Raw genomic sequence first — 24,141 nt, 5'->3', positions numbered from 1 at the left:
TCTACTGGTAGTCCGTAGGGGGTTCGAACCCCTGAATGCTAGGATGAGAACCTAGTGTGTTGACCACTTCACCAACGGACCATTTTGTCATCATAATATAAGTATATCACTTTGGAAAAAAGTGTAAAGAATTTTTTAGACTTTCATGCAATAAAATGGTTTTGAATGGCATTATATATAATAGAAGGGAAAGTATGAAAAGGTGAATTTTTATTGAAATTATTTTCATAATAAGATTGAGACAAATGGACAGGAATGATATAATGGTGGCGTGTAAATATTTTTGAAATTATTTTGATATTTACAACATAAATGTGTATAATTTCATTAAAAAGAAAAAGTGAAGTCATAAATAACATATGATTTTTGATATATAAATAAAGATTTTTGATATATAAATAAAATAGAAAGGAAACAAACTCATGGCAGAAGTAATTGCGATTGATGGTGGATATAAATTAAATGGAACAGTAAGAATTAGTGGAGCTAAAAATGCAACAGTTGCCTTAATCCCGGCTACTGTTTTGGCAGATGGACCTGTGGATATCTTTGGAGTACCAGAAATTTCCGATGTTGCTGCTTTAGCAACACTTTTAAGAGAACTGAAATGTAATGTAGAAATTGAAGGAGGGCATATCAAAATTGATCCAACAGAAATGGAGGATATCCCTTTAGTCAGTGAGGCAGTGAATAAATTAAGAGCATCTTATTATTTTATGGGAGCTTTGCTTGGAAAGTATAAACGTGTCAAAATTAAAATGCCTGGTGGCTGCTATTTGGGGCCTAGACCAATTGATCTTCATTTAAAAGGATTTGAAGCCTTAGGTGCAAAAATCACTTATGAAGATGATACTTATTTATTAGAAGCAGATGAATTAAATGGAACTTCTATATATTTGGATTTTGCATCGGTAGGTGCGACAATAAATATTATGTTGGCAGCAGTACGTGCTAAAGGAAAAACAGTGATTGAAAATGCTGCAAAAGAACCTGAAATTATTGATGTTGCCAATCTATTAACAAAGATGGGAGCCAATATTAGAGGTGTTGGTACTGATACAATTACAATTGAGGGTGTTGAACATCTTCATGGAACTTTTCATGAAATCATACCAGATCGTATAGAAGCTGGGACATTCTTGATTATTGCAGCTGCAGCTGGAGAAAAAGTGATTGTTCAAAATATTATCCCACAGCATTTAGAAGCTTTGATTTCAAAACTGAAAGAAATGGGAATTAAAATGGATGTTGTTGGAGATAGTATCGTCGTTTATGGTAGAGATGAGGCTTTAAAGCCTGTGAATGTCAAAACACAAATTTATCCTGGCTTTGCGACAGATTTACAGCAGCCTTTAACAGCGTTGCTGACTCAAGCTCAAGGAGATTCTCATGTGAAAGAAACAATTTATATTGAGCGTTTTAAGCATTGTCCACAATTGAATAAAATGGGTGCTCATATTGATGTAGAAGAGGCTGCCAGTGTGATTCATGGTTCTACACCTTTACATGGCGCAAGAGTTGAAGCAACAGATTTAAGATGTGGGGCAGCACTTGTGATTGCAGGATTGATTGCAGAAGGTAGAACGGAAATTACCAATGTTTATCATATTGATAGAGGATATGATAATATCGATCATAAATTGATTACTTTAGGAGCGCATATTACAAGATATCAGATAGATGAATAAAAAATAAAAAAACTATTGTTTTTATCATGAAGAAATGATATTATAATTGAGCAACTTACTTTGAAGTAGCAAATATTTCAAGGCGGAAGGAGAAATGAAAAATGAAAAAAGGAATTCATCCAGATTATAAAAAAGTGAAAGTTGTTTGTACTTCTTGTGGAGCTGAATTTGAAACTGGATCAGTATTAGATGAAATTCGTGTTGATACATGTTCAAATTGTCATCCATTCTATACTGGAAAACAAAGATTTGCAAGCGCTGATGGACGTGTAGAAAAATTCAATAAAAAATACGGACTTAAATAAAAAGGACCTGCTTATAGTGCAGGTTTTTTCTTTACAACAAATACTCTTTTGTAAGAATCAATGATTTTTAATTGGATATAAAAAAGACCAGCAAGATAAGCTGGTCAATGTTAAATCATTATATATGCTTTATTATTCTTTTTCTGTATGTTTTTTCTTTTTATATAAATCAACAATGATATCTGAGACTTCTTCAATACCATAATCACTATTGATTGTTAAATCAAAGTTTTTCAATTGTCCCCATTTTTTTGTTGTGTAATAATTATAATAATTACTTCTTGCTTTATCTTTTTTCATGACAAATTTTCTATAATCATCGTGTTCTTCCTTATAATCTTCTTTGACACGTCGAACTCTTGATTCAAATGGGGCATGGATAAATATTGTTATAACATCATCGAAATCTTCTAGGATATAATCAGCACAACCACTGACAATAATACATGTATCATTCTCTGCAATATGACGAATGATTTTAGATTGCATTGCAAACACTTGGTCATTAAGAGGTAGGGTAAAAGCAGTTGAAGAAAGAGTATACATAAAACTTGAAGATTTTTCTTCCGAAACTCTACGAATCGTGTCAACATCAAATCCTAATTCCCTCGCAGCCAAATCAATGATTTCATTATCATAATAGAAGATTCCTAATTTTTCTGCAACACGCTGAGCGATGAGACGACCACCAGATCCATACTCTCTTGCAATAGTAATAATTCTAGGCATAAAATATTCCTCCTTCTATATTTCTATTTTATCACAATTCAAAAATCATGTTAAATTTTTCGTATACGAAAAAGTTGTTTTTTTATATACGAATTTGTATAATATAGTCACAAAGGAGTTGAATTATGGAATTTCATGTTTTAGCAAGTGGATCAAAAGGAAATGCAACATTTATTTATGATCATCAATGTGGGATATTGATTGATTGTGGCATTACACGAAAACAACTCTTGTTTAAACTTGAACAGTTAGGATTTAAAGAAAAAGATATTACATATGTATTTTTAACACATGATCATTATGATCATAATAAAAATATACATATCTTTGATGCTGGGAAAGTTTATAGTGCCAAAAAAAATATTAAGGATTTAGATGAGTATCATACATTAGTGCCTTACACACATCGTCAATTTGGTGTTTTTGATGTATTGACATTAAGAACATCTCATGATGCCAGTGATCCTATTGGATTTGTAATTTCTACGCATGATGAACAGCTGTTGTATATGACGGACACAGGTTATGTCTCTCAAAAAAACAGACAGTATATGAAGAATTTAGATTATTATATTATTGAAAGCAATCATGATATTGAAATGTTAATGGCAACCAAAAGACCTATGTTTTTAAAAAATAGAATTTTGAATGACATGGGACATTTGAATAATGAATATAGTGCTCATTTGATGTGTGAAATGATAGGGGAAAATACAAAAGAAATTGTATTAGCGCATTTATCTCAAGAAGCGAATACAAAAGAAAAAGCGTTAGCGACTTATCGCCAGATATTTAAAGAAGAAAATATTTCTTTTGAAAATATTAAAGTCGCAAGTCAAGTTGATGTTGTATCAGGAGGAAAATATGAAAATTAAAATCATTTGTGTTGGAAAATTAAAAGAAAAATATCTTGATGAAGGAGTCAAAGAATATCTCAAAAGGTTATCTGCTTATGCTGATGTAGAGATTATTGAAGTCGCAGATGAAAGAATACCAGAGAACCCTTCGCTGGCAGAAGAGATGATTGTCAAGTCTAAAGAAGGTAGACGTATTTTAGATAAAGTGAAACAAGATGATTATATGATTTTATTAGATGTTTCAGGAAAACAGTTAGATTCTATTCAATTTGCTGAACGTATTGAAGATTGTATGATTAATGGAAAAAGTACAATTGATTTTGTGATTGGAGGTTCTTTAGGACATGGTGAAGATGTCTTAACGAGAGCCAATGAGCGCATTAGTTTTTCATCAATGACTTTTCCACATCAGTTAATGCGTTTGATTTTAGCAGAACAAATTTATCGTGCTTTTAAAATCATCAGACATGAAACATATCACAAATAACCACTTCGTGTGGTTTTTTTATTTTGAAAAGAGATTATTTGATGAGTTTTTATGAAAATGATTATACAATAAAAGAAAGAAGAACATTTGATAAGGAAGGAGGAGTTATAATGAGGTATGTATGTTCTATTTGTGGATATGTTTATGATGAAAGTCAGGAACAAGTGGCTTTTTCTCAATTGCCTGATTCATGGGTTTGCCCAATCTGTAAAGCAGATCAGTCATTGTTTGTTGGTGAGGAGAAAGAGAAAGAAACTATCAATCTCGATGTTTCATGGAATGATCCGATTGTTTATTCAACAGGAGAAGAAGCTGCCATTTGTTCGAATCTGGCTAGAGGATGTGAAAAACAATACAAAGATGAAGAAATGAAATTGTTTCAAATGTTATCTGATTACTTGACTTCAAAAATGGAAGAGGAAACAGAAGTTAATCTTAAAACGATGGAACAGATGCTACAACAGGATTTATCACAGCATTATCCAGCATTACATCATCAGGCTGAAGAAATCGAAGATCGTGGTACACAACGTATTTGTGTCTGGGGAGAAAAAGTGACAGGTATTTTGCATTCATTATTGATGCGCTATCAACAGAGTCAAGGACGTTTTTTGAGAGATACTGATATATGGGTATGTTCAGTCTGTGGATTTGTCTTTGTAGGTGATAATCCACCAGATCTTTGTCCAGTCTGCAAAGTGCCTGCCTGGAAATTTGAAAAGATAGAAGGGAGAGAGCAATCATGAAATATAAGGCTGTAAGAAACATTCGGTTATGTACAAAAGACTGTCTTTGCCTTTATGTTTGTCCTACTGGAGCAACGGATACTGAAAATAGCATTATTGATGTTAATAAATGTATAGGCTGTGGCGATTGTGCCAAAGCATGCCCAAGTGGAGCTATTTCTATGGTGCCTCAAGATTATCCACCACAACAAAGCAAAGAGGCATCAATACTGAGTTTGTCACATGTTTTAACTCATCATAAAGCAAGGCAGGAACAACTGGCAAAACAGTTGGCACAGACAAGTTCATCTGACGAACTCTACCGATTGATGAAAGCATTTGAAAAGTCTATTCGTCTTGTGAATGAGGATATTCTTCGTGAATCTGGCTATATGTTACCACAAAGTACTCAAGTGCATGATTTATTGAAAACTTGGATACAAGATCCACCATTGGATGACTTTCCACGAGATATAGCGCAAAAGTTATTAGATATGATTCCATGTAATGAACTGCCTGTAAAGCGTTATCGCTGCAAAGTTTGTGGAGCCATTTTTGAAATCAAAGAAGGTGAAGAACTTATTTGTCCAATTTGTCAAGCAACTCAAGATCAATTAGAAATCATTGATTTCTAATCAAATACCTTAGTGTAAAAGAAAACTATTGTTGTAAAATAAAAGAGTTAAAAATAAGCATATATGGGTTGTATAATAAAAAGGCCATCCGTTAGTTCAATCATAGAGGAGTGATATTGATGTTTATTGTCGTATATTTTATCATTTTGGGGACTTGTTTAGCTATAATTTTCTCTTATTATCGAAAAAAAGATAAACAATATAATGACAATTATATGTCAGAAGGTATGGGCCTTGGAATATGTGCTGGAATTTTATTTTCTTCTTATTTTGGTTTGGCTTTAGGAATCAGTTTAGGGATGATAGTGGGACTGACGATAGGAATGTTTATTCAAAAAAAGAAATAAAGTATAGAGGAGGATGATATTGTGAAATTGGTTATTGAAAAAGATACTCAAGCTATGAGTGAAAATGCAATGTATATTTTGCTTGGGGCGATGTTGCAGGATAAGCGTGTGAATATTTCATTAACTTCAGGGCGTACACCTAAGACAATGTATGAAATGATGATTCCTTTGATTAGAGATCAGAAAAAATTTAAAGATGTGGAATATTATTTATTTGATGAAAATCCATTTATTGGAGAAAAATACGGAACGAACTGGGCTGAAATGAAAGAAATGTTTTTTGAACCGGCACATATCCCAGAAGAGAGAATTCATCGTATTTCTTTAGATAATTGGCAAACCTATGATTGGGAAATTCGTCAGGCAGGAGGCCTTGATGTTATGGTGATTGGTTTAGGACATGATGGTCATTTTTGTGGAAATTGTCCAAGATGTACACAATTTGATAGCTATACATATTGTATGGAATATAAAGATAAACTGGCAGCAAATCCAAATTATGGAGAAAGACCAAGACAACCTTATACCATTACAATGGGTGCGAAAAGTTTAATGCGTGTTAGACACTTGGTTATGATTGTTGATGGTCAGGAAAAAGCAGAAATCTTTAAACGTTTCATAGAAGAGCCAATCAATGAAGAAGTTCCAGCAACGATTTTAAAACTTCATCCTAATTTGACTGTTATTTGTGATGAAGCAGCAGCTTCACTTATTTCAGTAGATGATTATTCCAGATTATAAAAAAAGCGAATGGGTAGTCAGTGATTATATTGACTACTATTCGCTTTTAATGATTGTGAGAACATTTTTCTGCATCAATGGCTAAGACAATCATCAGAACATACAAAGCATCATCAGGATGAACAATATCTAAGACATAGGTATCTCCAAGTTGTGATATATCTTTTGAAATATCAGCAATGACTAAATTTTGTTTGTCCTGAATTTGATATTCCCATGCCAGCCAATTACCAGTCACCCTCCACCCACGACAATCTAGTTTGAATTGAGGTTTCAACAAAGTCAGTTCTTTTTCAATGCAGCCAATGTATTGATCGTGAATATACATATGAAATTTGGGTCTCCATGTCAATACTTCTTCTTTCAGTGTGCCAATATGCTGGTGTTGGTCATAGATTTCTAAACGATGACCCCAACTGATTTTACCTTTAATACTATAAATAACATAACCCTGCTCATCATAAATATCATAATTGTCAAGCCATGAGAAAAAACGTTGCTTAAAAATAAGTTTCATAAACACTCCCCTTTTTTATCAGTATAACAAAAAGAATAAGCATCTACAATAAAAGGAACTCTGAGAGTTCCTTTCAAAATTTATCATTAGTATAAACGACGAGCTGTATACCATTCATTTTGCCAATAACTATAACTTAAATCGGCAACCTGAATAGGTTTCCCAGTAGATGGGGCATGAACCATCTGATTGTTTCCAATATAGATTCCTACATGGTGAACACCACTAAATGCACCATTGTTACTAAAGAGGATGATATCTCCAGCTTGAAGTTCACTTTTTGAAACAGCTTTTCCATCTGTTGCTAGATTCCATTTTGTTGATTGTACACCGATATTGACACCAGCCTGGTAGTGAGCCCAGCAAACCAAACCAGAACAGTCAAATTGTGTCTGATTAGGATTCTTGATAGCTGACATAGTATGACAACCACCCCAAACATACATATAACCTTGACGTGTTAAGGCCTTGTTGGCGATAGCTAGACCTAATTCTTCACTAGAAGTTAAACTATCATTAGAAGATTCATTATCTGTTTGATTTGTCTCTTCACTAGAATTATCAGTCGATGGTTTTTGCGTTGTCTGATTAGCATTGGATTGTGAAGATGAACCAGAGCTAGATGAAGATGATGGTTTTTTGTTTGGTGTTGCTTGAGTGACATTATTGACTTTAGATGCATCTGATGCCTTTTGAATAGCAGCTAGATTTTCTTGAATGGCTTCAATAGATTCCTGGTTGGCAGCAGCCTCAGATGAACTATCTGCTATTGTTTGATTCTGTTCTTCTAGCTGTGCCTGGAATGTTTTTTGTAGACTGGCCTGTTCATCTTTATCGGCTTCTAAAGACTCTTTGAGATTTTGGACAGTGGTTTCCTGCTTTTCAACTTCTTTAAGGTTTTCACTAATTTTAGCAATCAGTTCATTATCGTAATTTGTAATTTCTTTGATATTAATGACACGACTCATAAAATCAGAGATTGTATCTGCTCCAAAAATATAAGTTGTAAAGATGTTTGAGTTTAAAGTCGTTTGCATACTATACAAACGTTCTTTAAGCTGTTCACTTTGCTCATTGATATCATTTTTAAGCTTTTTTATATTATTTTGAATATATTCAAGTTCGCTTTCAGCAGATTCAATTTTTGTATCTATTTCTGCAATCTTATTTGCGATTTGAGCTAAATCATCTTTAGTGCTTTCTGCTTCTTTTTTAGCCTGAGATGCTTCTTCTTTTAATTGCTGATTTTTTTCATATAAATAACTGTTAAATTCTTTACATGTTTTTTGCTGATTATTTGTCAGTTTTGAAGAAGAACATAACTTAATATATTGTGATTCTTTGCCTTCAAAATCAGCTGCATTAGCAATGTTGACATGAGCAAAAACACTTGCCAGCATGCATAATGATAAAGCTGATGCCAATATTTTCTTTTTTATCACTTCATATTCCTCCTTTTTTGACATAGTTCTAATAATATTCTAAAGCATTTTTAAAAACTGTCAAATAAAATACGGAAATTTTTATTGGAATATTATGGGAATATATGTGAAAAAGGCTATTGGAAATATACTTGATATGATGAAAAGATGGGCACAATAAAAAGGGACCTAAAAAGTCCCGATCCCTTTATTGTTGATGATTCGCAATAACACGTTTTGTCACATTGTCTGGCGCAAATTCATATCCTAAGAATTCCATATCAAAGAAGCCTTGTCCCTGTGTCATTGCTCTTAAATCAACAGCGTAATTCATGACTTCTTCCTGAGGAGCTTCAGCAGTAATCTTGATCAAACCATCTTCTAAGATTTCACTGCCCATCACACGTGCACGTTTTTTATTGAAATGTCCCATAATGTCTCCCGTAAATTGTTCATCAATATAAACATGCAAAGTCATATATGGCTCTAATAAAGCAGGTTTTGCTTTTTCCATAGCTTCTTTAAAACACATCATGGTTGCTGTTTTAAAAGCCATTTCAGAAGAATCTACACTGTGATATGAACCATCAATCAAAGTAGCTTTAATACCCAAAACTGGATATTGTGCAAGAATTCCATGTTTTGTTGCTTCGACTAAGCCTTTTTCTACGGCAGGGAAATAAGCCTTAGGAACGGCCCCACCAAAGACTTTCTCTTCAAAAACAAATGGTACAGTATAATCATGGAGTGGTTCAAATGTGATTTCTACATCACCATATTGACCATGGCCACCAGATTGTTTTTTGTATTTATAACGATGTGTGACTTGACCACGAATCGTTTCACGATAAGGAATAATAATATCATCTAATGTGACATCGATTTTAAATCTCTCTTTTAATTTGGAAACGACACTATCAATATGAATATCACCAATACCATAAATGCATTGTTGCTTGGTTTCTGGATTATTTTCAAATTTCAACGTTTTGTCTTCTTCCAATAATTTATTTAAAGCATTTGTAATCTTTTCTTCATTAGCTTTTCCTACAGGTTTAATTGCTTTTCCATAGTAAGGTTTTGAAAAAAGAATCGTTTCATAAGTGATACGATAATCTAAAGTACATAAAGTATCATTCGTTTGAGTATATGATAATTTAGATAAAGCACCAATATCACCAGCATTCAATGTATCTGTTTCAATCAGTTCCTTACCTTTCATGATATAAATTTTATTAATCTTTTCAGCTTCTTTTTTCTGTACATTGAAAAGTGTCATACCTGTATGAATAGAACCTGTACAAACTTTAAATAAAGAAATACGTCCAACAAATGGATCAGCAATTGTCTTAAAAACAAATAAAGATGGAGCTAAAGATTCATCAAAACCAATCAGATCATCTTCATCTGTTTCTTCGTTATGAACAATCATCGAATTGACCATATCACCAGCAGCACTAAAGAAAGCCACTATAGAATTTAAAATAATCTGAATTCCAATCTGGTTTGTTCCACAAAGAACAGGAATCAATGTTTTATTCATGACACCCTGACGTAAAGCCCATGAAATTTCTTCTTTAGTAAATGGTTCTTCATTAATATATTTTTCTAATAAGTCATCATTTGTATTGGCAACAGCCTCGTCAATCATATTTTTGATTGGTGTAATTTCATCCCACATATTATCAGGGATAGGACATGCATGCGTCTGTTCACCATCAAAATAGCGTCCTTCCATTTTAGCAACATTGACATATCCAACCATTTTATTTCCTTCCATAATAGGAACCTGAATTGGAGCGATAGCTTTCCCATAAGTCATCTTTAATTCTTCAAGTTTTTGTTTATAGGCAGCATTTGGATAATCCAATCCACTGATATAAATCATTTTCGCTTTGTCATAAGCCTTATGCATAGCTTCCTTTGTTCCAACGCTAATACCTGCAGTAGCAGGAACAACAATCAGGGCACTTTCCGCCACTTTTAAAGCAGCTTCGACTTCACCCACAAAGTCAAAAGATCCTGGCGTATCTAGTAAATTGATCTTACAGTTATTCCATTCCAAAGGAATAACAGATAGTCCTACAGATGAGTGTCTCTTGATTTCTTCAGGTGAATAATCACTAAGTGTATTACCATCTTCTACTTTTCCAATACGATTTGTTAAACCAGCACGATAAGCCATGGCTTCAATCACACTGGTTTTACCACTCCCAGAGTGGCCTAAAACAACGACATTTCCAATTTCGTTTGAGTGATAAGCTCTCATTATCATCACGCTCCTTTAATATTTTTTTGGAATATCTTTCTTTTATTTTAACATATTCATCAAATGATGAAAACGGTTACAGCATAATTATAGTGAAATTTATTGAAAAAGATGTTATGATAATAATAGGAGGATAGAACATGGAGGTTGGATTGATTATTATAATGTTTATATCAAATGCTTTTGCATTAGATTGTCTTTATAATCGTAGAATTAAAACAACAGGAGTTTTATTGATTTTCAATTTATGTTTAACTGTTGCTTTAGCATATCAATTTGAACAAATGAGTAAAATTGTTCATTTATTAATTGCTTTTATATCATTAATTGCTTTATTTTTTGGTGTTAAATTCTATTTAAAAAAGAAGAAAGAAGAATCGTCGAAAGATACAAATCGAATGATTGAGGAGAAAGAGGAATAATTATGAAAACAATTGATTTTGAAATTGAAATGGAAAATGGCGAAGTCATGACAGGAGAGCTTTATCCTGAAATTGCGCCACGAACAGTCAAAAACTTTACAAATCTCATAGAGAGTCATTTCTATGATGGGTTGATTTTTCACCGTGTCATTGCTGGCTTTATGATTCAAGGTGGTGGATATGATAAAGATATGCATATTCATGAAACACCTGCAATCAAAGGAGAATTTAAGAGCAATGGTATTGAAAATCCTTTATTACATACCAGAGGTGTTTTATCAATGGCTCGTACAAACATTAAAGATTCTGCGAGTTCACAATTTTTTATTATGCATGCGGATGCGCCGCATCTAGATGGTGAATATGCCGCTTTTGGAAAAATCACAAAAGGAAAACATGTTATCGATGCGATTGCGAATGTGCCTACAGATGCGATGGATCGTCCTTTGGAACCGGTGGTTATTAAAACAATGAGGTTGATTTAAAATGATATTATTTTATTTAGAAAATTGCCCTTATTGCAAGCAGGCAAGAAAGTGGATGCAGGAGCTTTACAATGAAAATCCACGTTATAAGGAAATTCCTATTGAAATGATTGAGGAAAGTGAACAAAGTGAAGTAGCGGATGCTTATGACTATTATTATGTTCCTTGCTTTTTTGAAGGAAAGAAAAAGTTACATGAGGGTGCTGCAACAAAAGAAGTTATTCAAAAAATATTTGATGATTATTTGGAGGAGGAAAACAAATGAATATTTTAGTGACAGGTGGAGCTGGATATATTGGCAGTCACACAGTAGTAGAATTAATGCAGGAAGGACATGAGGTTGTGGTTGTAGATAATTTCTACAATTCAAAACCAGAAGCCTTGGACAATATTGCTAAGATTACTGGGAAAAAGCCAACTTTCTATGAAGTAGATTGTTGTGACATGGAAGCTATGGAAAAAGTATTTCAGGAAAATAAAATTGATGGAGCAATCCATTTTGCAGGTTATAAAGCAGTTGGAGAATCTGTTCAAAAACCAATGGAGTATTATCAAAACAATTTATTGAGCACACTTGTTTTGTGTCAATTATTAAGAAAATATGATTGTAAAAAACTCATCTTTTCATCAAGTGCAACAGTTTATGGAAATCCTCATACTGTTCCAATTAAAGAAGATTTTCCATTAGGACCAACAACAAATCCATATGGAACAACAAAACTGATGATTGAAAATATTTTAAGAGATATCTTTATATCAGATCATCAATGGAACATTGTTCTGTTAAGATACTTTAATCCTATTGGAGCTCACGAAAGTGGATTGTTAGGAGAAGATCCAAATGGTATTCCAAATAATCTTGTTCCTTATATCTCAAAAGTAGCAGTGGGAGAACTAGAATGTTTAGGTGTATTTGGTAATGATTATGATACACCAGATGGAACAGGTGTTAGAGATTATATTCATGTGGTAGACTTGGCAAAAGGTCATGTCAAAGCATTACAAAAATTAGTCAGTGAAGCAGGTGTCTATACTTACAATTTAGGAACAGGACATGGTTATAGTGTTTTAGATATTGTGAAAGCTTATGAAAAAGCGAATAATGTCAAAATTCCATATGAAATCAAACCACGTCGTGCAGGAGATATCGCAACTTGTTATGCCGATCCAACAAAAGCCAAAGAAGAACTTGGATGGACTGCTGAAAAAACATTAGAAGATATGTGCAAGGATGCCTATAATTTCATTATTCACAATCATTAATGATAAAAATCAATGTCTTATATTGGAAGTTGTCTTTTATAGATAACTTCTTTTTTTATACAAACTTTGGTTGTCTGTGTCTGCTTTTAAATGATTATTTGATTTTTGAAAGGCAAAGGAGACAAAGACAGAATATCATGATGATAACCATGACTGGCTTCTCTTTTTTTACTGTAGCATAAAATATGATCTTGTATATTTTATGTAAAAATATTTAAAGGAAATTGTGAAAAGATTGTCTGCTAAAAATGGCTATGGTAAGATGAAAACAGGGAAAGGAGAATATGATGTTATGGATATGTTCAATATAATTTTGCTAATTGTAGAAATTGCGACAAGAATATTGGTGCTTGTGAATCTCTGTTTGTTGCTGAGATGTTTGTGGATTTATATTCAGAAAAATAAAAATGGATAGCTAAATATGATAAGTATAGAAAGATTTAAACGGTAGATGAATGCCTTATTACAAAAATATGGGGGTATATAATATCAATTATGGAGGATATATGATGGGTAAAAATGTGATTGAAGTTAAGCAGTTGTCGAAAAGCTTTGGGACAACTGTTGCTCTTGATAATTGTGATTTTGTCATCCGTAAGGGAGAAATTTTTGGCTTTTTGGGACCATCAGGTGCTGGGAAAACCACAACAATTAAGTTATTGACAGGACAGTTAAAAAGTGATGGCGGAGATATTCAGATATTGGGGGAAAATCCTTTTTCATCAAAAATAAAAAATCAAATAGGAATTATGAGTGATAACAGTGGTTTATATGAAAAGATGAGTGTCTATGATAATTTGCTGTTATTTACAAAAATTTATGATATTGATAAAAGCTGTATTGAAAAAGTGTTAGAAGAAGTGGATTTGTTGGAGGCTAAAAAACAGTTAGTCAGTCAATTGTCTAAAGGAATGAGACAACGATTGATATTTGCCAGAACGATTATTCATTCGCCATCTTTGTTGTTTTTGGATGAACCTACCGCAAATTTAGATCCATCTACAGCAAACGAAGTCAGAGAAATTATAAAGAAACTGAATGCCAAAGGAACAACTGTCTTTTTAACGACGCATAATATGGAAGAAGCAGATGAAATGTGTCATCGTGTCGCGTTTTTGAACCATGGACATATTATTGAAAGTGGTCAGCCTGAAGAATTGAAATTAAAATATTCAAAGCAGCAAATTCGTATGAAAACCAATCAGGATGATTATATGATTCCTTTGGATAAAGATATCTTGAAACAGGAATTAGAGCATATTGATCATCTGTTGATGATTCATTCTGTAGAACCAACATTAAAAGAAGTCTTTTTATCATTAACAAAGGAGGAATCATAATGAATCTGCGTATTTGTAAGGCTTTATTTATGAAAGATTTCAAGAACTGTTTTGTAAATAAGAATGTCTTTTTGATGCTGGCTTTACCCGTTTTCTTTGGTGTTATATATAAGTTTTTACTAGGTGATATATTACAGGGGGCAACAGGTGGTTTTGTGATGGTACTTTGTATTATTATGACTATTTCTATTGTGCCTTTGAATGTTTTGGCCAATATGGTAGCGGAAGAAAAAGAAAAGCATACTTTACGTTCTTTAATGTTGGCAAATGTGAGTGCGACTGATTTCTTGTTGAGTAAGGCTTTTGTGGCTTTGGTTTTGATGCTGATTGATGGTATTTTGATTTTCTTTGTCTGTCAGGAGCCAATGGAGTATTTTGGATATTTTCTTATCTTTTATATTTTAACATCATTAAGTGTCTTGTTTTTTGGGGCATTGGTAGGACTGCTTTCTAAAGATCAGATGAGTGCTGGAACATTAAGTTCACCACTGATGATTTTATTAATGTTACCACCTATGTTTAGTCAACTCAATGAAATGATTGGAAAGATTGCTGTAATTTTTCCGACAACATCGTTTCAGACACTATATGTGCAGTTATCTTCGCATCAGAATTTTTGGAATCAGGATACCATGATTGCGATTATTGTTTGCATTGTGTGGATTTTATTAGGTATATTGGCATTTGGTTATGGCTATAAGAAAAAGGGACTAGATGATTGAGAAGGGGACATCGTTTCCTCTTTTTTTTCATTTTATAAAATGTTAAAATAAGAAAAAGAGGTGGTTATGTGGTTAGAAAACATTTTATTTTTAAAGGTCGTGTGCAAGGAGTTGGCTTTCGTATTACCTTTTATCAACAGGCAACACGTCTGCATTTAACAGGTTGGGTGCGTAATCTCAGCAATGGTGATGTAGAAGCCTGTTTGCAGGGTGAACTGGCTGCCATCCAGCAGGTCATTGATTATATGCATAGTATTCGTTATATTCGTATTGAACATACTGAGGTAGAAGATTTAGATATTTTAAGTGATGAAACGAGTTTTGAAATGAAATATTAAAGTGCTATTTTGCTGGTGGAAAACTTAATATCAAGAAAAGAGAAAATCTTTGTTTTTAGACTTTCTTTTTGTCGATAAATAGGCTATAATGATTTGGTGAATTTAAATAATAATGTGTTGTGAAATCAAAAAGTGTTGATATAATCAATACTTTTTGATTTTGTTTGTAGGCATGAAAAAATCTTGAGTAATGGTGCATATTCCTTTTGTTAGAAGAGAGAATGTGTTAGACTTACATGTATAATGATATAGGAGGAAGGGTGTTTATGAAAATTATTAAGCGTAATGGTGCTGAGGTTTTATTTGATCAGACAAAGATTACTGCAGCTATCGAAAAAGCCAATAATGAAGTTGTAGAAACAGATAGATTATCTGAAGAAGATATTGATAATATTACAAACAATGTCAAGTATCAGTGTGAAAAAATGAAAAGAGCCTTGAATGTAGAAGAAATTCAAAATCTAGTTGAAAATGAGATTATGAAGTTGAATGCTTTTGCAGTTGCAAGAAAATATATTACATATCGTTATATGCGTGCTTTGGTGCGTAAATCAAATACAACAGATGAACAAATCTTAAGTTTGATTGAATGTGCGAATGAAGAAGTGAAACAGGAAAATTCTAATAAGAATCCAACTGTTAATAGTGTTCAAAGAGACTATATGGCTGGAGAAGTCAGCAAAGATATTACAAAGCGTCTGTTATTACCTGGACATATTGTCAAGGCTCATGAAGAGGGAATTATTCATTTCCATGATTCTGATTACTTTGCACAGCATATGCATAACTGTTGTCTTGTGAATCTTGAAGATATGTTACAAAATGGAACTGTCATCAGTGAAACAATGATTGAAAGACCTAAGAGTTTCTCAACAGCCTGCAATATTGCGACTCAGATTATTGCGCAAGTTGCAAGTTCACAATATGGAGGACAAAGTATCAGCTTATCGCATTTAGCACCTTTTGTAGATGTGAGTCGTCAAAAGTTCAGAAAAGAAGTGCGTGAAGAATTTGAAAAAGAAAATATTCCTGTAACAGAAGAACAAGTCAATGAATTAGCTGAATATCGTGTACGTAAAGAAATTAATCGTGGTGTTCAGATGATTCAATATCAGGTGATTACTTTAATGACAACAAATGGACAGGCACCATTTGTGACTGTGTTCATGTATTTAAATGAAGTTCCTGATGGACAAATCAAAGATGACTTGGCTTTAATTATTGAAGAAACTTTAAATCAGAGAATTTTAGGTGTAAAAAATGAAAAAGGTGTTTATGTGACACCAGCCTTTCCTAAATTGATTTATGTTTTAGAGGAAGATAATATTCATGAAGACAGTAAATACTGGTATTTGACTGAACTAGCAGCCAAGTGTACAGCAAAACGTATGGTTCCAGATTATATTTCTGAAAAGAAAATGTTAGAATTAAAAGTTGATAAGAATAATGAAGGACATTGTTATACATGTATGGGATGTAGAAGTTTCTTAACACCATATGTTGATCCTGAAACAAATAAACCTAAGTATTATGGACGTTTTAATCAAGGGGTTGTGACAATTAACCTTGTTGATGTGGCATGTTCTTCAAAAGGAGATATGAAAGAATTCTGGCGTATTATGGATGAAAGATTGGCTTTATGTAAAGAAGCTTTAATGTGTCGTCATAATCGTTTAAAAGGAACGCTTAGTGATGTAGCTCCAATTTTATGGCAATATGGTGCCCTTGCCAGACTGAAAAAAGGTGAAACGATTGATAAATTATTATATGGTGGCTATTCAACGATTTCACTTGGTTATGCCGGACTTTGTGAATGTGTTAGATATATGACTGGAAAATCACATACAGATCCTGATGCCACACCATTTGCTTTAGAAGTGATGCAACATTTAAATGATGCTTGTACAAAATGGAAAGAAGAAGAAAATATTGACTTTAGTTTATATGGAACACCAATTGAATCAACAACTTATAAGTTTGCAAAATGTTTACAAAAACGTTTTGGAAAGATTCCAGGTGTAACTGATAAAAACTATATTACAAATAGTTATCATGTGAATGTCACTGAAGAAATTGACGCTTTTACAAAATTGACATTTGAATCACAGTTCCAGAAATTATCACCTGGTGGAGCTATCAGCTATGTTGAAGTTCCAAATATGCAAGATAATATTGAAGCTGTTTTAGCTGTTATGAAACATATTTATGAACATATTATGTATGCTGAATTAAATACAAAGAGTGATTATTGTATGGAATGTGGTTATGATGGTGAAATCCAGATCAAAGAAGATAAAGATGGAAAATTGATTTGGGTATGTCCAAATTGTGGAAATACAAATCAGGATAAAATGAGTGTTGCCAGAAGAACTTGTGGATATATTGGAACACAATTCTGGAATCAAGGTAGAACACAGGAAATCAAAGAACGTGTTTTACACTTATAACAATGAAATACGCAACGATTAAACCTGTTGATATCGCAAATGGAACAGGAGTGAGAGTCTCACTCTTTGTTTCTGGCTGTACTCATAGATGTCCCGGTTGTTTTAATGAGATTGCCTGGGATTTTCAATATGGTGAGGATTTTACTCAGGAAACGATTGATTATATTTTGGATGCTTTAGCCCCATCTCATATTTCTGGTTTGACTCTTTTGGGCGGAGAACCTATGGAACTTGTCAATCAGGAGGCTTTACTTCCTCTTTTAAAACAGGTTCATGAACATTATCCAGAAAAGACAATCTGGTGTTATACAGGCTATTTATATGAGGATTTATTACCTGATGGAAGAGTTTATGGACCTTATACGGATGAGATTTTAAGTTATTTGGATATTCTGGTGGATGGACCATTTATATTATCTCAAAAGAATATTCGTTTGAAGTTTAGAGGGTCTGAAAACCAGAGAATTATTGACGTGAAGCGTACAATTCCTTCTCAGGAAGTTATTTTATGGGAAGAAAAGTGATTTTAAAAAAATCACTTTTTTTGTGTGAAAAATAAAAAATAGAGGTATCAAAAATAAAAAAATCCTAAAATGAGTGGATATTTTTGAAAAAATTATATATAATGTAAAGGCAGTGGAAGGAGGATTCTCGGTGAAAGAAGGCATTAGAAGGGAATATAAGAAACAATATGATGCTTCAACAAAAAGAATCGATGTTGTGGATGTGCCAGAATTTAATTTTATCATGATTGATGGGATCGGAAATCCAAATGTGGAAGAATTTAAATTGAAAGCTGAAGCTTTACATATATTATCTAAGGCAATTAAAGATTATTTTAAAGAAAAAATGGATTTATTATATTTGATTTCTCCATTAGAAGGATTATGGGATACATATGATAATAGTCAATTTGATGTGACGCGTAAGAAAATGATTAAGTTTACATTGATGATTGCTCAGCCTAAAGCACTTGATGAAGAAACTTTTGAAATGATTAAAGAAAATGTTGCTGTAAAAAAGGATAATCCATATCTTGTTGATGTCTATTTAAAGAGAATGAAAGAAGGGCGTTGTGTGCAGATGATGCATAAAGGTGCCTATAACACAGAGATTAATACAACCAAACAGATTATGGAATATATTACAATACAGGGGATGAAATTAAGCGGATTCCATCATGAAATATATCTAAATGATCCTGAAAAGAATCCGGTTGATAAACTCAAAACAATTGTGAGATATGCTATTGAAGAAGAGGGGGTATAACCCCTTTTTATGTCGAAAAGAAAAAGGAGGAACATATGTTATTTGTATCTTGGAATGTCAATGGATTAAGAGCTTGTTTAAATAAAGGGTTTGAAGATTTTTTCTTATCAGTTGATGCTGATATATTTGCGATTCAGGAAACGAAGTTGCAAAAACATCAACTTGATTTACAGTTTGACGGGTATACATCTTATTATAATGATGCTGTTAAAAAAGGTTATAGTGGAACAGCTGTTTATACAAAAAAAGAGCCTCTTTCAGTCAGTTATGGTTTAGGTATAGAAGAACATGACCAGGAAGGGCGTGTTATTACTCTAGAGTTTGAAAACTATTATTTTGTGACTGTTTATACACCAAATTCCAAAAGAGGCTTAGAACGCCTTGATTATCGTCAGGTATGGGAGGATGCCTTTAGAGAATATGTCAATACATTAAAACAGAAGAAATCTGTTGTTATTTGTGGTGATTTGAATGTCGCTCATCAGGAAATTGATTTAAAGAATGATAAAACAAATCATAAAAATGCAGGTTTTACCGATGAAGAACGTCAGAAATTTACAGAACTTCTTGATAGTGGATTTATTGATACATTTAGATATAAATATCCTGATGTAGAAAAATATTCATGGTGGTCATATATGTTTAAGGCAAGAGAAAAGAATGCAGGTTGGCGTATTGATTATTTTGTTGTTTCAGATGATTTAAAAAAACAGATTCAGGATGCCTATATTTATAATGAAGTTTTGGGATCAGATCATTGTCCAGTAGGTGTAGAATTGGAGGGATTGCAATGAAATTCATGATTGTTTCAGATATTCATGGTTCTTTTGAAGATTTAAAGAAAGTTATTCAAATTTTTGAAGAAGAAAAATTAGATAAATTGGTTTTATTAGGGGATTTATTGTATCATGGTCCAAGGAATCCTTTACCTGATGGCTATAATCCTAAAGAAGTCGCAAAACTTTTGAATCAATATAAAGAAAAGATTGTGGCTGTCCGTGGGAATTGTGATGCAGAAGTGGATCAGATGGTTCTAGAGTTTCCTATGCGTGCAGATTATATAGAACTTTATGTAGATGGACATCGTTTCTTTTTGACACATGGGCATTTATATGATGAAGAGCATTTGCCAATGCTTCATCAAGGTGATGTTTTCTTATATGGTCATTTTCATAAACCAGTGGCAAAAAAAGAAAATGGTATTGTTTTCTTTAATCCATCATCTATTTCATTACCTAAAGCAGGAGAAAAGAGTTTTGGTATCTATGAAAATAATGAATTAAAGATTCTTTCTATGGATAAAAGTATTATAAAAAGCATAAAAATATAGAAAAAAATAAAAAAACCGTGAAATTAAATTAAAAGTATGGTATTTTTATATTGGTGAGGTGAGTATATGGCAAAATATAGAGATATTGCTGATGACATACGTCAGAAGATTAAAAACCAGGAATATACTTTTGGTCAAAAACTCCCTTATGAATATGTTTTATGCATGAGCTATCATTGTAATAAAGAAACAATGAAAAAAGCTTTGGATATATTGGTTAAAGAAGGTTTAATTATTCGTCGTCGTGGAGCGGGAACGTTTGTGAAGGATTTTGATCCTTTGACGGAAGGTTCAATGAACAAATTTGGAAGAGGACTCACAGCGCAGTATGAGGGAATCAAAGAGGTAACCAGTGAAGTCCTGGAGTTTGAAGTGATTCCAGCTGATCAATTATTATCTGAAAAATTACAGATTGAGATTGGAGATTTTGTCTATCATATCATCAGATTGCGATTCTTAGATAAAATACCGCATCTTATAGACATTACTTATATGCCAATTAGTGTGATCCCAAATTTGAAATTACAGCATTTAAAAGGCTCAATTTATGAGTATATTGAAAAAGTGCTTAAATTAAAGATTCAAAGTTGTCATTTGACAATCAATGCAGCTTTATCCACACCTTTAGAACAACAATATTTAGGACTTAAGGAAAATGAACCTTATATTCAAGAAGAACAGATTTCATTTTTATGCAATGGTTCTATTTTTGAATATACACTATCTAGACAACATTTCGCTCATTTTGAATTTCAGACGGTCATTGTTCAACAATAAAACTATCTTTTGAGATAGTTTTTTTGTTGATTAGAGAAAATTTTAATAAAATAAAAAGATAATAAATAAGGAAAAATGTAAAATATGGATAAATTTTAAAAAAATAAGAAGAAAAAATGGGAAAAACAACTAAAAAATAAGTAAAATAAAATAAAAATCGAGTAAAAAAACACCGTTAAAACCATACTTTATTGGAAAAGTACCATACTTTTCATATAAAAGCATTGACTTTTTAGCTAAAAAATTTTATACTTATAGTGTCAAAAATATTTAAGGGAGGAAAAATTTATGGATGCTTTTGCTGATAAGCTAGGGCGTATTGGTGCATGGTGCGGTCAAAATAAATATTTAGGTGCCATCAAAAATGCGTTCCAAAACTTCATGCCAGCAACTATTGCTGGTGCAATTGGTGTTCTTTGGACAAACGTTTTAATCAATGATAGCGTTGTCAATGGTGCACCTCAAGGGCTTGGTGGATTAATTCCTGCTGTTATGGTTTTAGAACCAATCAACGCAGTATTTAATGCTATCAACTTCTGTACTATCTCATGTATTTCTATCGGTATCGTTATGTTAGTTGCTCAGGAAATTGCTGAAGCAAATGGGGAATCTGGAGCATATCCTGCAGTTTTAGGATTTATGTGCTGGGCTATGGTTACTCCAACTGCTCATGCTGTTACTGGATTAACTGCTTATACTGATGCTGCTGGTACTGCTGTTACTATTGGACAAGTATTAGAATCAGCTGGTGTTGATTTAGCTGGTGTTGCTACATTCACTGGTTTCAATGGTAGCTATTTAGGAGCTACTGGTTTATTTACTTCATTGATTGTTGGTATTTTAGGTCTTGAACTTTATAATTTCTTCCGTAAAAGAGACGGATTAAAAATTAAAATGCCTGAACAAGTACCTCCAGGAGTTGCTCGTGCATTCGAAGTATTAATTCCAACTTTCTTAACATTATTAGTTGTTGGTATTATCGGATGGGCTATTGAAATGGCTACTGGATACTATTTCAATGATATGATTTCTGCTTACTTACAAACACCATTACAAAATATTATCGGTGATAATATCGTATCTGTTATGGTTATGTATGTATTGATTTCATTATTCTGGTTAGTTGGTATTCATGGTAACAATATGTTATCTGCTGTTAAAGAACCAATCTTCCGTCCAATGTTATATGCAAATACAGCATTATTTACAGACGGAAAAAGTGGTGTTGAATTAACTGATGCAATCAGAGAACATGGATATTATACAATGAACTTAACAATGTTACAGATGTTCGCTGAATGGGGAGGATCTGGGGTAACTTTAGGTTTAGTTATCGCAATCTTTATCTTTGGTAAACGTGAAGATAACCGTGCAATCGCTACATTATCTATCGTTCCTGGTATCTTTAATATCAACGAAACTGTTACATTTGGTATTCCATTGGTATTAAACCCAATCTTAGGTATTCCATTTATCTTAGCTCCAGTTGTATGTATCTTCGTTGGATGGTTATTAGTTACTATTCATTTCTGTCCATATATCGTTATCGAAGTTCCATGGACAATGCCACCATTATTACTTGGATTCTTAGCAACTGGTGGAAACATTATGGGTGCTGTTTCACAAATTATCGTTATCGTTTTAGCAACATTAATCTACGTTCCATTTGTTATCTTCTATGAAAGATATCAAAATAAACAAGCTGCTGAAGCTGAATAAGATATTTGTATTAACAAGTGTAATAAGAGACTTGATGTATGAAATGAAAGTTTCACACGTTAAGTCTTTTTATTTATATAAGGTAAGTGTTTATGATATATGATACTATAATTGTTTTTTATAAAATTAAATTGTTATTTAATGCTATATCATGTATAATAAGCAAAGGGAAGTGAGGATTTTTATGGAAGATATTAAAGAATATAAAGTGCGAATGAATACTGCAACATTGATTTTCTTAACAGCATTGGCATTATATACATTGTTAACAATATTTACACAGACAAATCAAATTGTCATTACGATTGTCATTTTTGCAGTTGTCTGTTATGCTTTTTTCTTGGGATGTAGACCATATAAATATTCTATCAATAAAAAAGAATTAACAATTCATTATCGTTTATGGAAAAATAGTCATGTTGATTTAATGCATTGTGAAACAATTTGTGATCCTGTGCCACGTATGGCTGATTTAGTAACACGCCCACATGCTATTGAAATTTATACTGATACAAAGAAAAGATACTGCTTTTTCCCAAAAGAAAGAGTTGAATTTGTTCATGCTGTAGTGAAAGCAAATAAGAGAATTCATTGTACAGTGAAAGAATATACAGATGTCTATAGAATATTAGAAAAGAAAGATCGTAAAGAAAGAAGAAAAGCAGAAAAGAAAGCTGCAAAGGAAGCAGCACAATCAAAAAAATAATGTCTGAAAGAGTATGTAGTCTTGGATTATATACTTTTTTTATATACTCTTTTTCATGTTAGAATGAGTTTAACGATAAAGATGAAAAGGAAGATTTTTTAATTATGCAGTTAACTTTAGAACATTTAACATTTTATTTGGATCAATGTGAAAACAAAAGATTAAGTCATCATACTATAAAAGCTTATCGCATTGATTTAAAGCAGTTTTATGTTTTTATGATTCATAAGGATATGAATAAAAAGGAGATTTCTTGTTATATTCATTATTTGAATGAACACTTTAAGTTAAAAACAGTGAAAAGAAAACTGGCATCATTGCTTGCTTTTTTTGAGGAAATGGTTTTTCAGGAAGTTTTTCAGGAAAATCCTATGGATAAAATTAGATATCGCATTCAGGAAGAAAAGAAATTACCACGTATTATTCAATATCATCAGCTTCAACATATCTTTTCACAATTGAATCAACAACATCATGCCTTTAAGAAAAGAGATCGTGCTGTTATTGAACTGTTAATGTCGACAGGTATTCGTGTCTGTGAACTTTGTGCTATTAAACATGAGGATTTATATCTGGAAGATAAATATTTGATTATTTATGGA

At 32.5% G+C, this 24,141-nt stretch carries 28 protein-coding genes and 1 tRNA gene; 24 read left to right on the top strand and 5 right to left on the bottom strand.

All coding sequences use genetic code 11. The annotated features are described in order from the left end of the window. Nucleotides 1–5: 5 nt before the first annotated feature. Nucleotides 6–81, bottom strand: a tRNA-Glu gene (locus ACZYT4_RS12615). A gap of 341 nt (nt 82–422) precedes the next feature. On the opposite strand from ACZYT4_RS12615, the gene ACZYT4_RS12610 reads away from it, so the two are divergent. Next, nucleotides 423–1,688 (top strand): UDP-N-acetylglucosamine 1-carboxyvinyltransferase, encoded by a 1,266-nt coding sequence (locus ACZYT4_RS12610; RefSeq protein ID WP_463786321.1) that lies wholly within the window; start codon nt 423–425, stop codon nt 1,686–1,688. Between the two features lie 101 nt (nt 1,689–1,789). After that, the gene (gene rpmE, locus ACZYT4_RS12605; protein WP_463786318.1) at nt 1,790–1,993 is read left to right on the top strand and encodes a 50S ribosomal protein L31; all 204 of its coding nucleotides are present in this window, start codon (nt 1,790–1,792) and stop codon (nt 1,991–1,993) included. A gap of 132 nt (nt 1,994–2,125) precedes the next feature. On the opposite strand, the gene ACZYT4_RS12600 is transcribed toward rpmE, so the two are convergent. Beyond that, nucleotides 2,126–2,722: a cytidylate kinase-like family protein gene (locus tag ACZYT4_RS12600; protein ID WP_463786316.1), complete on the bottom strand. Its 597-nt coding sequence runs from the start codon at nt 2,720–2,722 to the stop codon at nt 2,126–2,128. A gap of 125 nt (nt 2,723–2,847) precedes the next feature. Here ACZYT4_RS12600 and ACZYT4_RS12595 point away from each other — a divergent pair, with 125 nt between their 5' ends. The 6 genes from ACZYT4_RS12595 to ACZYT4_RS12570 all read left to right on the top strand — a co-directional run bounded on the left by ACZYT4_RS12595 (nt 2,848) and on the right by ACZYT4_RS12570 (nt 6,514). Next, entirely contained in the window at nt 2,848–3,597 is a 750-nt protein-coding gene (locus ACZYT4_RS12595) for an MBL fold metallo-hydrolase (protein ID WP_463786314.1), read from the top strand. Beyond that, a complete protein-coding gene (rlmH, locus tag ACZYT4_RS12590) occupies nt 3,587–4,066 on the top strand; it encodes a 23S rRNA (pseudouridine(1915)-N(3))-methyltransferase RlmH (RefSeq protein WP_463786311.1) in 480 nt (159 codons plus the stop codon). The genes ACZYT4_RS12595 and rlmH overlap by 11 nt, the downstream gene beginning before the upstream one ends. 110 nt (nt 4,067–4,176) lie before the next feature. Further along, nucleotides 4,177–4,812 carry a rubredoxin gene (locus ACZYT4_RS12585; RefSeq protein WP_463786307.1) on the top strand — a complete coding sequence of 212 codons (636 nt, stop codon included), beginning with the start codon at nt 4,177–4,179 and terminating at the stop codon, nt 4,810–4,812. Then, nucleotides 4,809–5,426, top strand: coding sequence for a 4Fe-4S binding protein (locus ACZYT4_RS12580; protein WP_463786305.1), 618 nt, complete (start codon nt 4,809–4,811; stop codon nt 5,424–5,426). The genes ACZYT4_RS12585 and ACZYT4_RS12580 overlap by 4 nt, the downstream gene beginning before the upstream one ends. Nucleotides 5,427–5,545: 119 nt before the next feature. Next, complete coding sequence (locus ACZYT4_RS12575) at nt 5,546–5,773, top strand: hypothetical protein (RefSeq protein WP_463786303.1); 228 nt, start codon at nt 5,546–5,548, stop codon at nt 5,771–5,773. Between the two features lie 21 nt (nt 5,774–5,794). Then, nucleotides 5,795–6,514, top strand: a complete 720-nt coding sequence (locus ACZYT4_RS12570; protein WP_463786301.1) for a glucosamine-6-phosphate deaminase — start codon at nt 5,795–5,797, stop codon at nt 6,512–6,514. Nucleotides 6,515–6,560: 46 nt separating this feature from the next. Here ACZYT4_RS12570 and ACZYT4_RS12565 read toward each other — a convergent pair whose 3' ends face one another. From ACZYT4_RS12565 to ACZYT4_RS12555, 3 genes are all read right to left on the bottom strand, one after another. Then, a complete protein-coding gene (locus ACZYT4_RS12565) occupies nt 6,561–7,031 on the bottom strand; it encodes an LURP-one-related/scramblase family protein (protein WP_463786299.1) in 471 nt (156 codons plus the stop codon). An 86-nt stretch (nt 7,032–7,117) separates the two neighbouring features. After that, nucleotides 7,118–8,473, bottom strand: a complete 1,356-nt coding sequence (locus ACZYT4_RS12560) for a C40 family peptidase (protein ID WP_463786297.1) — start codon at nt 8,471–8,473, stop codon at nt 7,118–7,120. A gap of 187 nt (nt 8,474–8,660) precedes the next feature. Continuing rightward, a complete protein-coding gene (locus tag ACZYT4_RS12555; protein WP_463786295.1) occupies nt 8,661–10,721 on the bottom strand; it encodes an elongation factor G in 2,061 nt (686 codons plus the stop codon). 140 nt (nt 10,722–10,861) lie between these two features. Between ACZYT4_RS12555 and ACZYT4_RS12550 the strand changes: the two genes are divergently transcribed. The 16 genes from ACZYT4_RS12550 to ACZYT4_RS12475 form a co-directional block, all read left to right on the top strand. Beyond that, nucleotides 10,862–11,143 carry a hypothetical protein gene (locus ACZYT4_RS12550; protein ID WP_463786293.1) on the top strand — a complete coding sequence of 94 codons (282 nt, stop codon included), beginning with the start codon at nt 10,862–10,864 and terminating at the stop codon, nt 11,141–11,143. A gap of 2 nt (nt 11,144–11,145) precedes the next feature. Then, nucleotides 11,146–11,628, top strand: a complete 483-nt coding sequence (locus tag ACZYT4_RS12545) for a peptidylprolyl isomerase (protein ID WP_463786291.1) — start codon at nt 11,146–11,148, stop codon at nt 11,626–11,628. Nucleotide 11,629: 1 nt separating this feature from the next. Then, entirely contained in the window at nt 11,630–11,893 is a 264-nt protein-coding gene (locus tag ACZYT4_RS12540; RefSeq protein WP_463786288.1) for a glutaredoxin domain-containing protein, read from the top strand. After that, on the top strand, nt 11,890–12,891 hold the full coding sequence (gene galE, locus ACZYT4_RS12535) for a UDP-glucose 4-epimerase GalE (RefSeq protein ID WP_463786286.1): 1,002 nt from the start codon (nt 11,890–11,892) through the stop codon (nt 12,889–12,891). The genes ACZYT4_RS12540 and galE overlap by 4 nt, the downstream gene beginning before the upstream one ends. A 509-nt stretch (nt 12,892–13,400) precedes the next feature. Next, on the top strand, nt 13,401–14,231 hold the full coding sequence (locus ACZYT4_RS12530) for an ABC transporter ATP-binding protein (RefSeq protein WP_463786284.1): 831 nt from the start codon (nt 13,401–13,403) through the stop codon (nt 14,229–14,231). Continuing rightward, nucleotides 14,231–14,953 (top strand): ABC transporter permease, encoded by a 723-nt coding sequence (locus ACZYT4_RS12525; RefSeq protein WP_463786282.1) that lies wholly within the window; start codon nt 14,231–14,233, stop codon nt 14,951–14,953. The genes ACZYT4_RS12530 and ACZYT4_RS12525 overlap by 1 nt, the downstream gene beginning before the upstream one ends. Nucleotides 14,954–15,021: 68 nt before the next feature. Continuing rightward, a complete protein-coding gene (locus ACZYT4_RS12520) occupies nt 15,022–15,291 on the top strand; it encodes an acylphosphatase (protein ID WP_463786278.1) in 270 nt (89 codons plus the stop codon). Nucleotides 15,292–15,557: 266 nt separating this feature from the next. Next, complete coding sequence (gene nrdD, locus ACZYT4_RS12515; protein ID WP_463786276.1) at nt 15,558–17,738, top strand: anaerobic ribonucleoside-triphosphate reductase; 2,181 nt, start codon at nt 15,558–15,560, stop codon at nt 17,736–17,738. A 2-nt stretch (nt 17,739–17,740) separates the two neighbouring features. Then, nucleotides 17,741–18,262, top strand: coding sequence for an anaerobic ribonucleoside-triphosphate reductase activating protein (gene nrdG / locus ACZYT4_RS12510; RefSeq protein ID WP_463786274.1), 522 nt, complete (start codon nt 17,741–17,743; stop codon nt 18,260–18,262). A gap of 130 nt (nt 18,263–18,392) precedes the next feature. Continuing rightward, the gene (locus tag ACZYT4_RS12505; RefSeq protein ID WP_463786271.1) at nt 18,393–19,007 is read left to right on the top strand and encodes a GyrI-like domain-containing protein; all 615 of its coding nucleotides are present in this window, start codon (nt 18,393–18,395) and stop codon (nt 19,005–19,007) included. 35 nt (nt 19,008–19,042) lie between these two features. After that, nucleotides 19,043–19,801, top strand: a complete 759-nt coding sequence (locus ACZYT4_RS12500) for an exodeoxyribonuclease III (protein WP_463786269.1) — start codon at nt 19,043–19,045, stop codon at nt 19,799–19,801. Beyond that, nucleotides 19,798–20,337, top strand: coding sequence for a phosphodiesterase (yfcE, locus tag ACZYT4_RS12495; protein WP_463786266.1), 540 nt, complete (start codon nt 19,798–19,800; stop codon nt 20,335–20,337). The genes ACZYT4_RS12500 and yfcE overlap by 4 nt, the downstream gene beginning before the upstream one ends. Before the next feature lie 66 nt (nt 20,338–20,403). Further along, nucleotides 20,404–21,114, top strand: a complete 711-nt coding sequence (locus tag ACZYT4_RS12490) for a GntR family transcriptional regulator (protein ID WP_463786263.1) — start codon at nt 20,404–20,406, stop codon at nt 21,112–21,114. A gap of 288 nt (nt 21,115–21,402) precedes the next feature. Then, complete coding sequence (locus ACZYT4_RS12485) at nt 21,403–22,833, top strand: PTS sugar transporter subunit IIC (protein WP_463786261.1); 1,431 nt, start codon at nt 21,403–21,405, stop codon at nt 22,831–22,833. Nucleotides 22,834–23,017: 184 nt separating this feature from the next. Beyond that, nucleotides 23,018–23,539 (top strand): hypothetical protein, encoded by a 522-nt coding sequence (locus ACZYT4_RS12480; protein ID WP_463786259.1) that lies wholly within the window; start codon nt 23,018–23,020, stop codon nt 23,537–23,539. Nucleotides 23,540–23,643: 104 nt separating this feature from the next. Next, nucleotides 23,644–24,141: tyrosine-type recombinase/integrase (locus ACZYT4_RS12475; RefSeq protein WP_463786257.1), on the top strand; the 498-nt coding region annotated here is incomplete at its 3' end.

The sequence above is a fragment of the Massilimicrobiota sp. mt181 genome (genome assembly GCF_055420065.1).
This window is presented reverse-complemented; position numbering and strand designations above follow the sequence as displayed.

Excerpts from the sequence above, each read along its gene's own strand:
- ACZYT4_RS12610 (WP_463786321.1), top strand. The coding sequence starts at position 423 with ATGGCAGAAGTAATTGCGATTGATGGTGGATATAAATTAAATGGAACA.
- rpmE (WP_463786318.1), top strand. The coding sequence starts at position 1,790 with ATGAAAAAAGGAATTCATCCAGATTATAAAAAAGTGAAAGTTGTTTGT.
- ACZYT4_RS12600 (WP_463786316.1), bottom strand. The coding sequence starts at position 2,722 with ATGCCTAGAATTATTACTATTGCAAGAGAGTATGGATCTGGTGGTCGT.
- ACZYT4_RS12595 (WP_463786314.1), top strand. The coding sequence starts at position 2,848 with ATGGAATTTCATGTTTTAGCAAGTGGATCAAAAGGAAATGCAACATTT.
- rlmH (WP_463786311.1), top strand. The coding sequence starts at position 3,587 with ATGAAAATTAAAATCATTTGTGTTGGAAAATTAAAAGAAAAATATCTT.
- ACZYT4_RS12585 (WP_463786307.1), top strand. The coding sequence starts at position 4,177 with ATGAGGTATGTATGTTCTATTTGTGGATATGTTTATGATGAAAGTCAG.
- ACZYT4_RS12580 (WP_463786305.1), top strand. The coding sequence starts at position 4,809 with ATGAAATATAAGGCTGTAAGAAACATTCGGTTATGTACAAAAGACTGT.
- ACZYT4_RS12575 (WP_463786303.1), top strand. The coding sequence starts at position 5,546 with ATGTTTATTGTCGTATATTTTATCATTTTGGGGACTTGTTTAGCTATA.
- ACZYT4_RS12565 (WP_463786299.1), bottom strand. The coding sequence starts at position 7,031 with ATGAAACTTATTTTTAAGCAACGTTTTTTCTCATGGCTTGACAATTAT.
- ACZYT4_RS12555 (WP_463786295.1), bottom strand. The coding sequence starts at position 10,721 with ATGAGAGCTTATCACTCAAACGAAATTGGAAATGTCGTTGTTTTAGGC.
- ACZYT4_RS12550 (WP_463786293.1), top strand. The coding sequence starts at position 10,862 with ATGGAGGTTGGATTGATTATTATAATGTTTATATCAAATGCTTTTGCA.
- ACZYT4_RS12545 (WP_463786291.1), top strand. The coding sequence starts at position 11,146 with ATGAAAACAATTGATTTTGAAATTGAAATGGAAAATGGCGAAGTCATG.
- ACZYT4_RS12540 (WP_463786288.1), top strand. The coding sequence starts at position 11,630 with ATGATATTATTTTATTTAGAAAATTGCCCTTATTGCAAGCAGGCAAGA.
- galE (WP_463786286.1), top strand. The coding sequence starts at position 11,890 with ATGAATATTTTAGTGACAGGTGGAGCTGGATATATTGGCAGTCACACA.
- ACZYT4_RS12530 (WP_463786284.1), top strand. The coding sequence starts at position 13,401 with ATGGGTAAAAATGTGATTGAAGTTAAGCAGTTGTCGAAAAGCTTTGGG.
- ACZYT4_RS12525 (WP_463786282.1), top strand. The coding sequence starts at position 14,231 with ATGAATCTGCGTATTTGTAAGGCTTTATTTATGAAAGATTTCAAGAAC.
- nrdD (WP_463786276.1), top strand. The coding sequence starts at position 15,558 with ATGAAAATTATTAAGCGTAATGGTGCTGAGGTTTTATTTGATCAGACA.
- nrdG (WP_463786274.1), top strand. The coding sequence starts at position 17,741 with ATGAAATACGCAACGATTAAACCTGTTGATATCGCAAATGGAACAGGA.
- ACZYT4_RS12500 (WP_463786269.1), top strand. The coding sequence starts at position 19,043 with ATGTTATTTGTATCTTGGAATGTCAATGGATTAAGAGCTTGTTTAAAT.
- yfcE (WP_463786266.1), top strand. The coding sequence starts at position 19,798 with ATGAAATTCATGATTGTTTCAGATATTCATGGTTCTTTTGAAGATTTA.
- ACZYT4_RS12490 (WP_463786263.1), top strand. The coding sequence starts at position 20,404 with ATGGCAAAATATAGAGATATTGCTGATGACATACGTCAGAAGATTAAA.
- ACZYT4_RS12485 (WP_463786261.1), top strand. The coding sequence starts at position 21,403 with ATGGATGCTTTTGCTGATAAGCTAGGGCGTATTGGTGCATGGTGCGGT.
- ACZYT4_RS12480 (WP_463786259.1), top strand. The coding sequence starts at position 23,018 with ATGGAAGATATTAAAGAATATAAAGTGCGAATGAATACTGCAACATTG.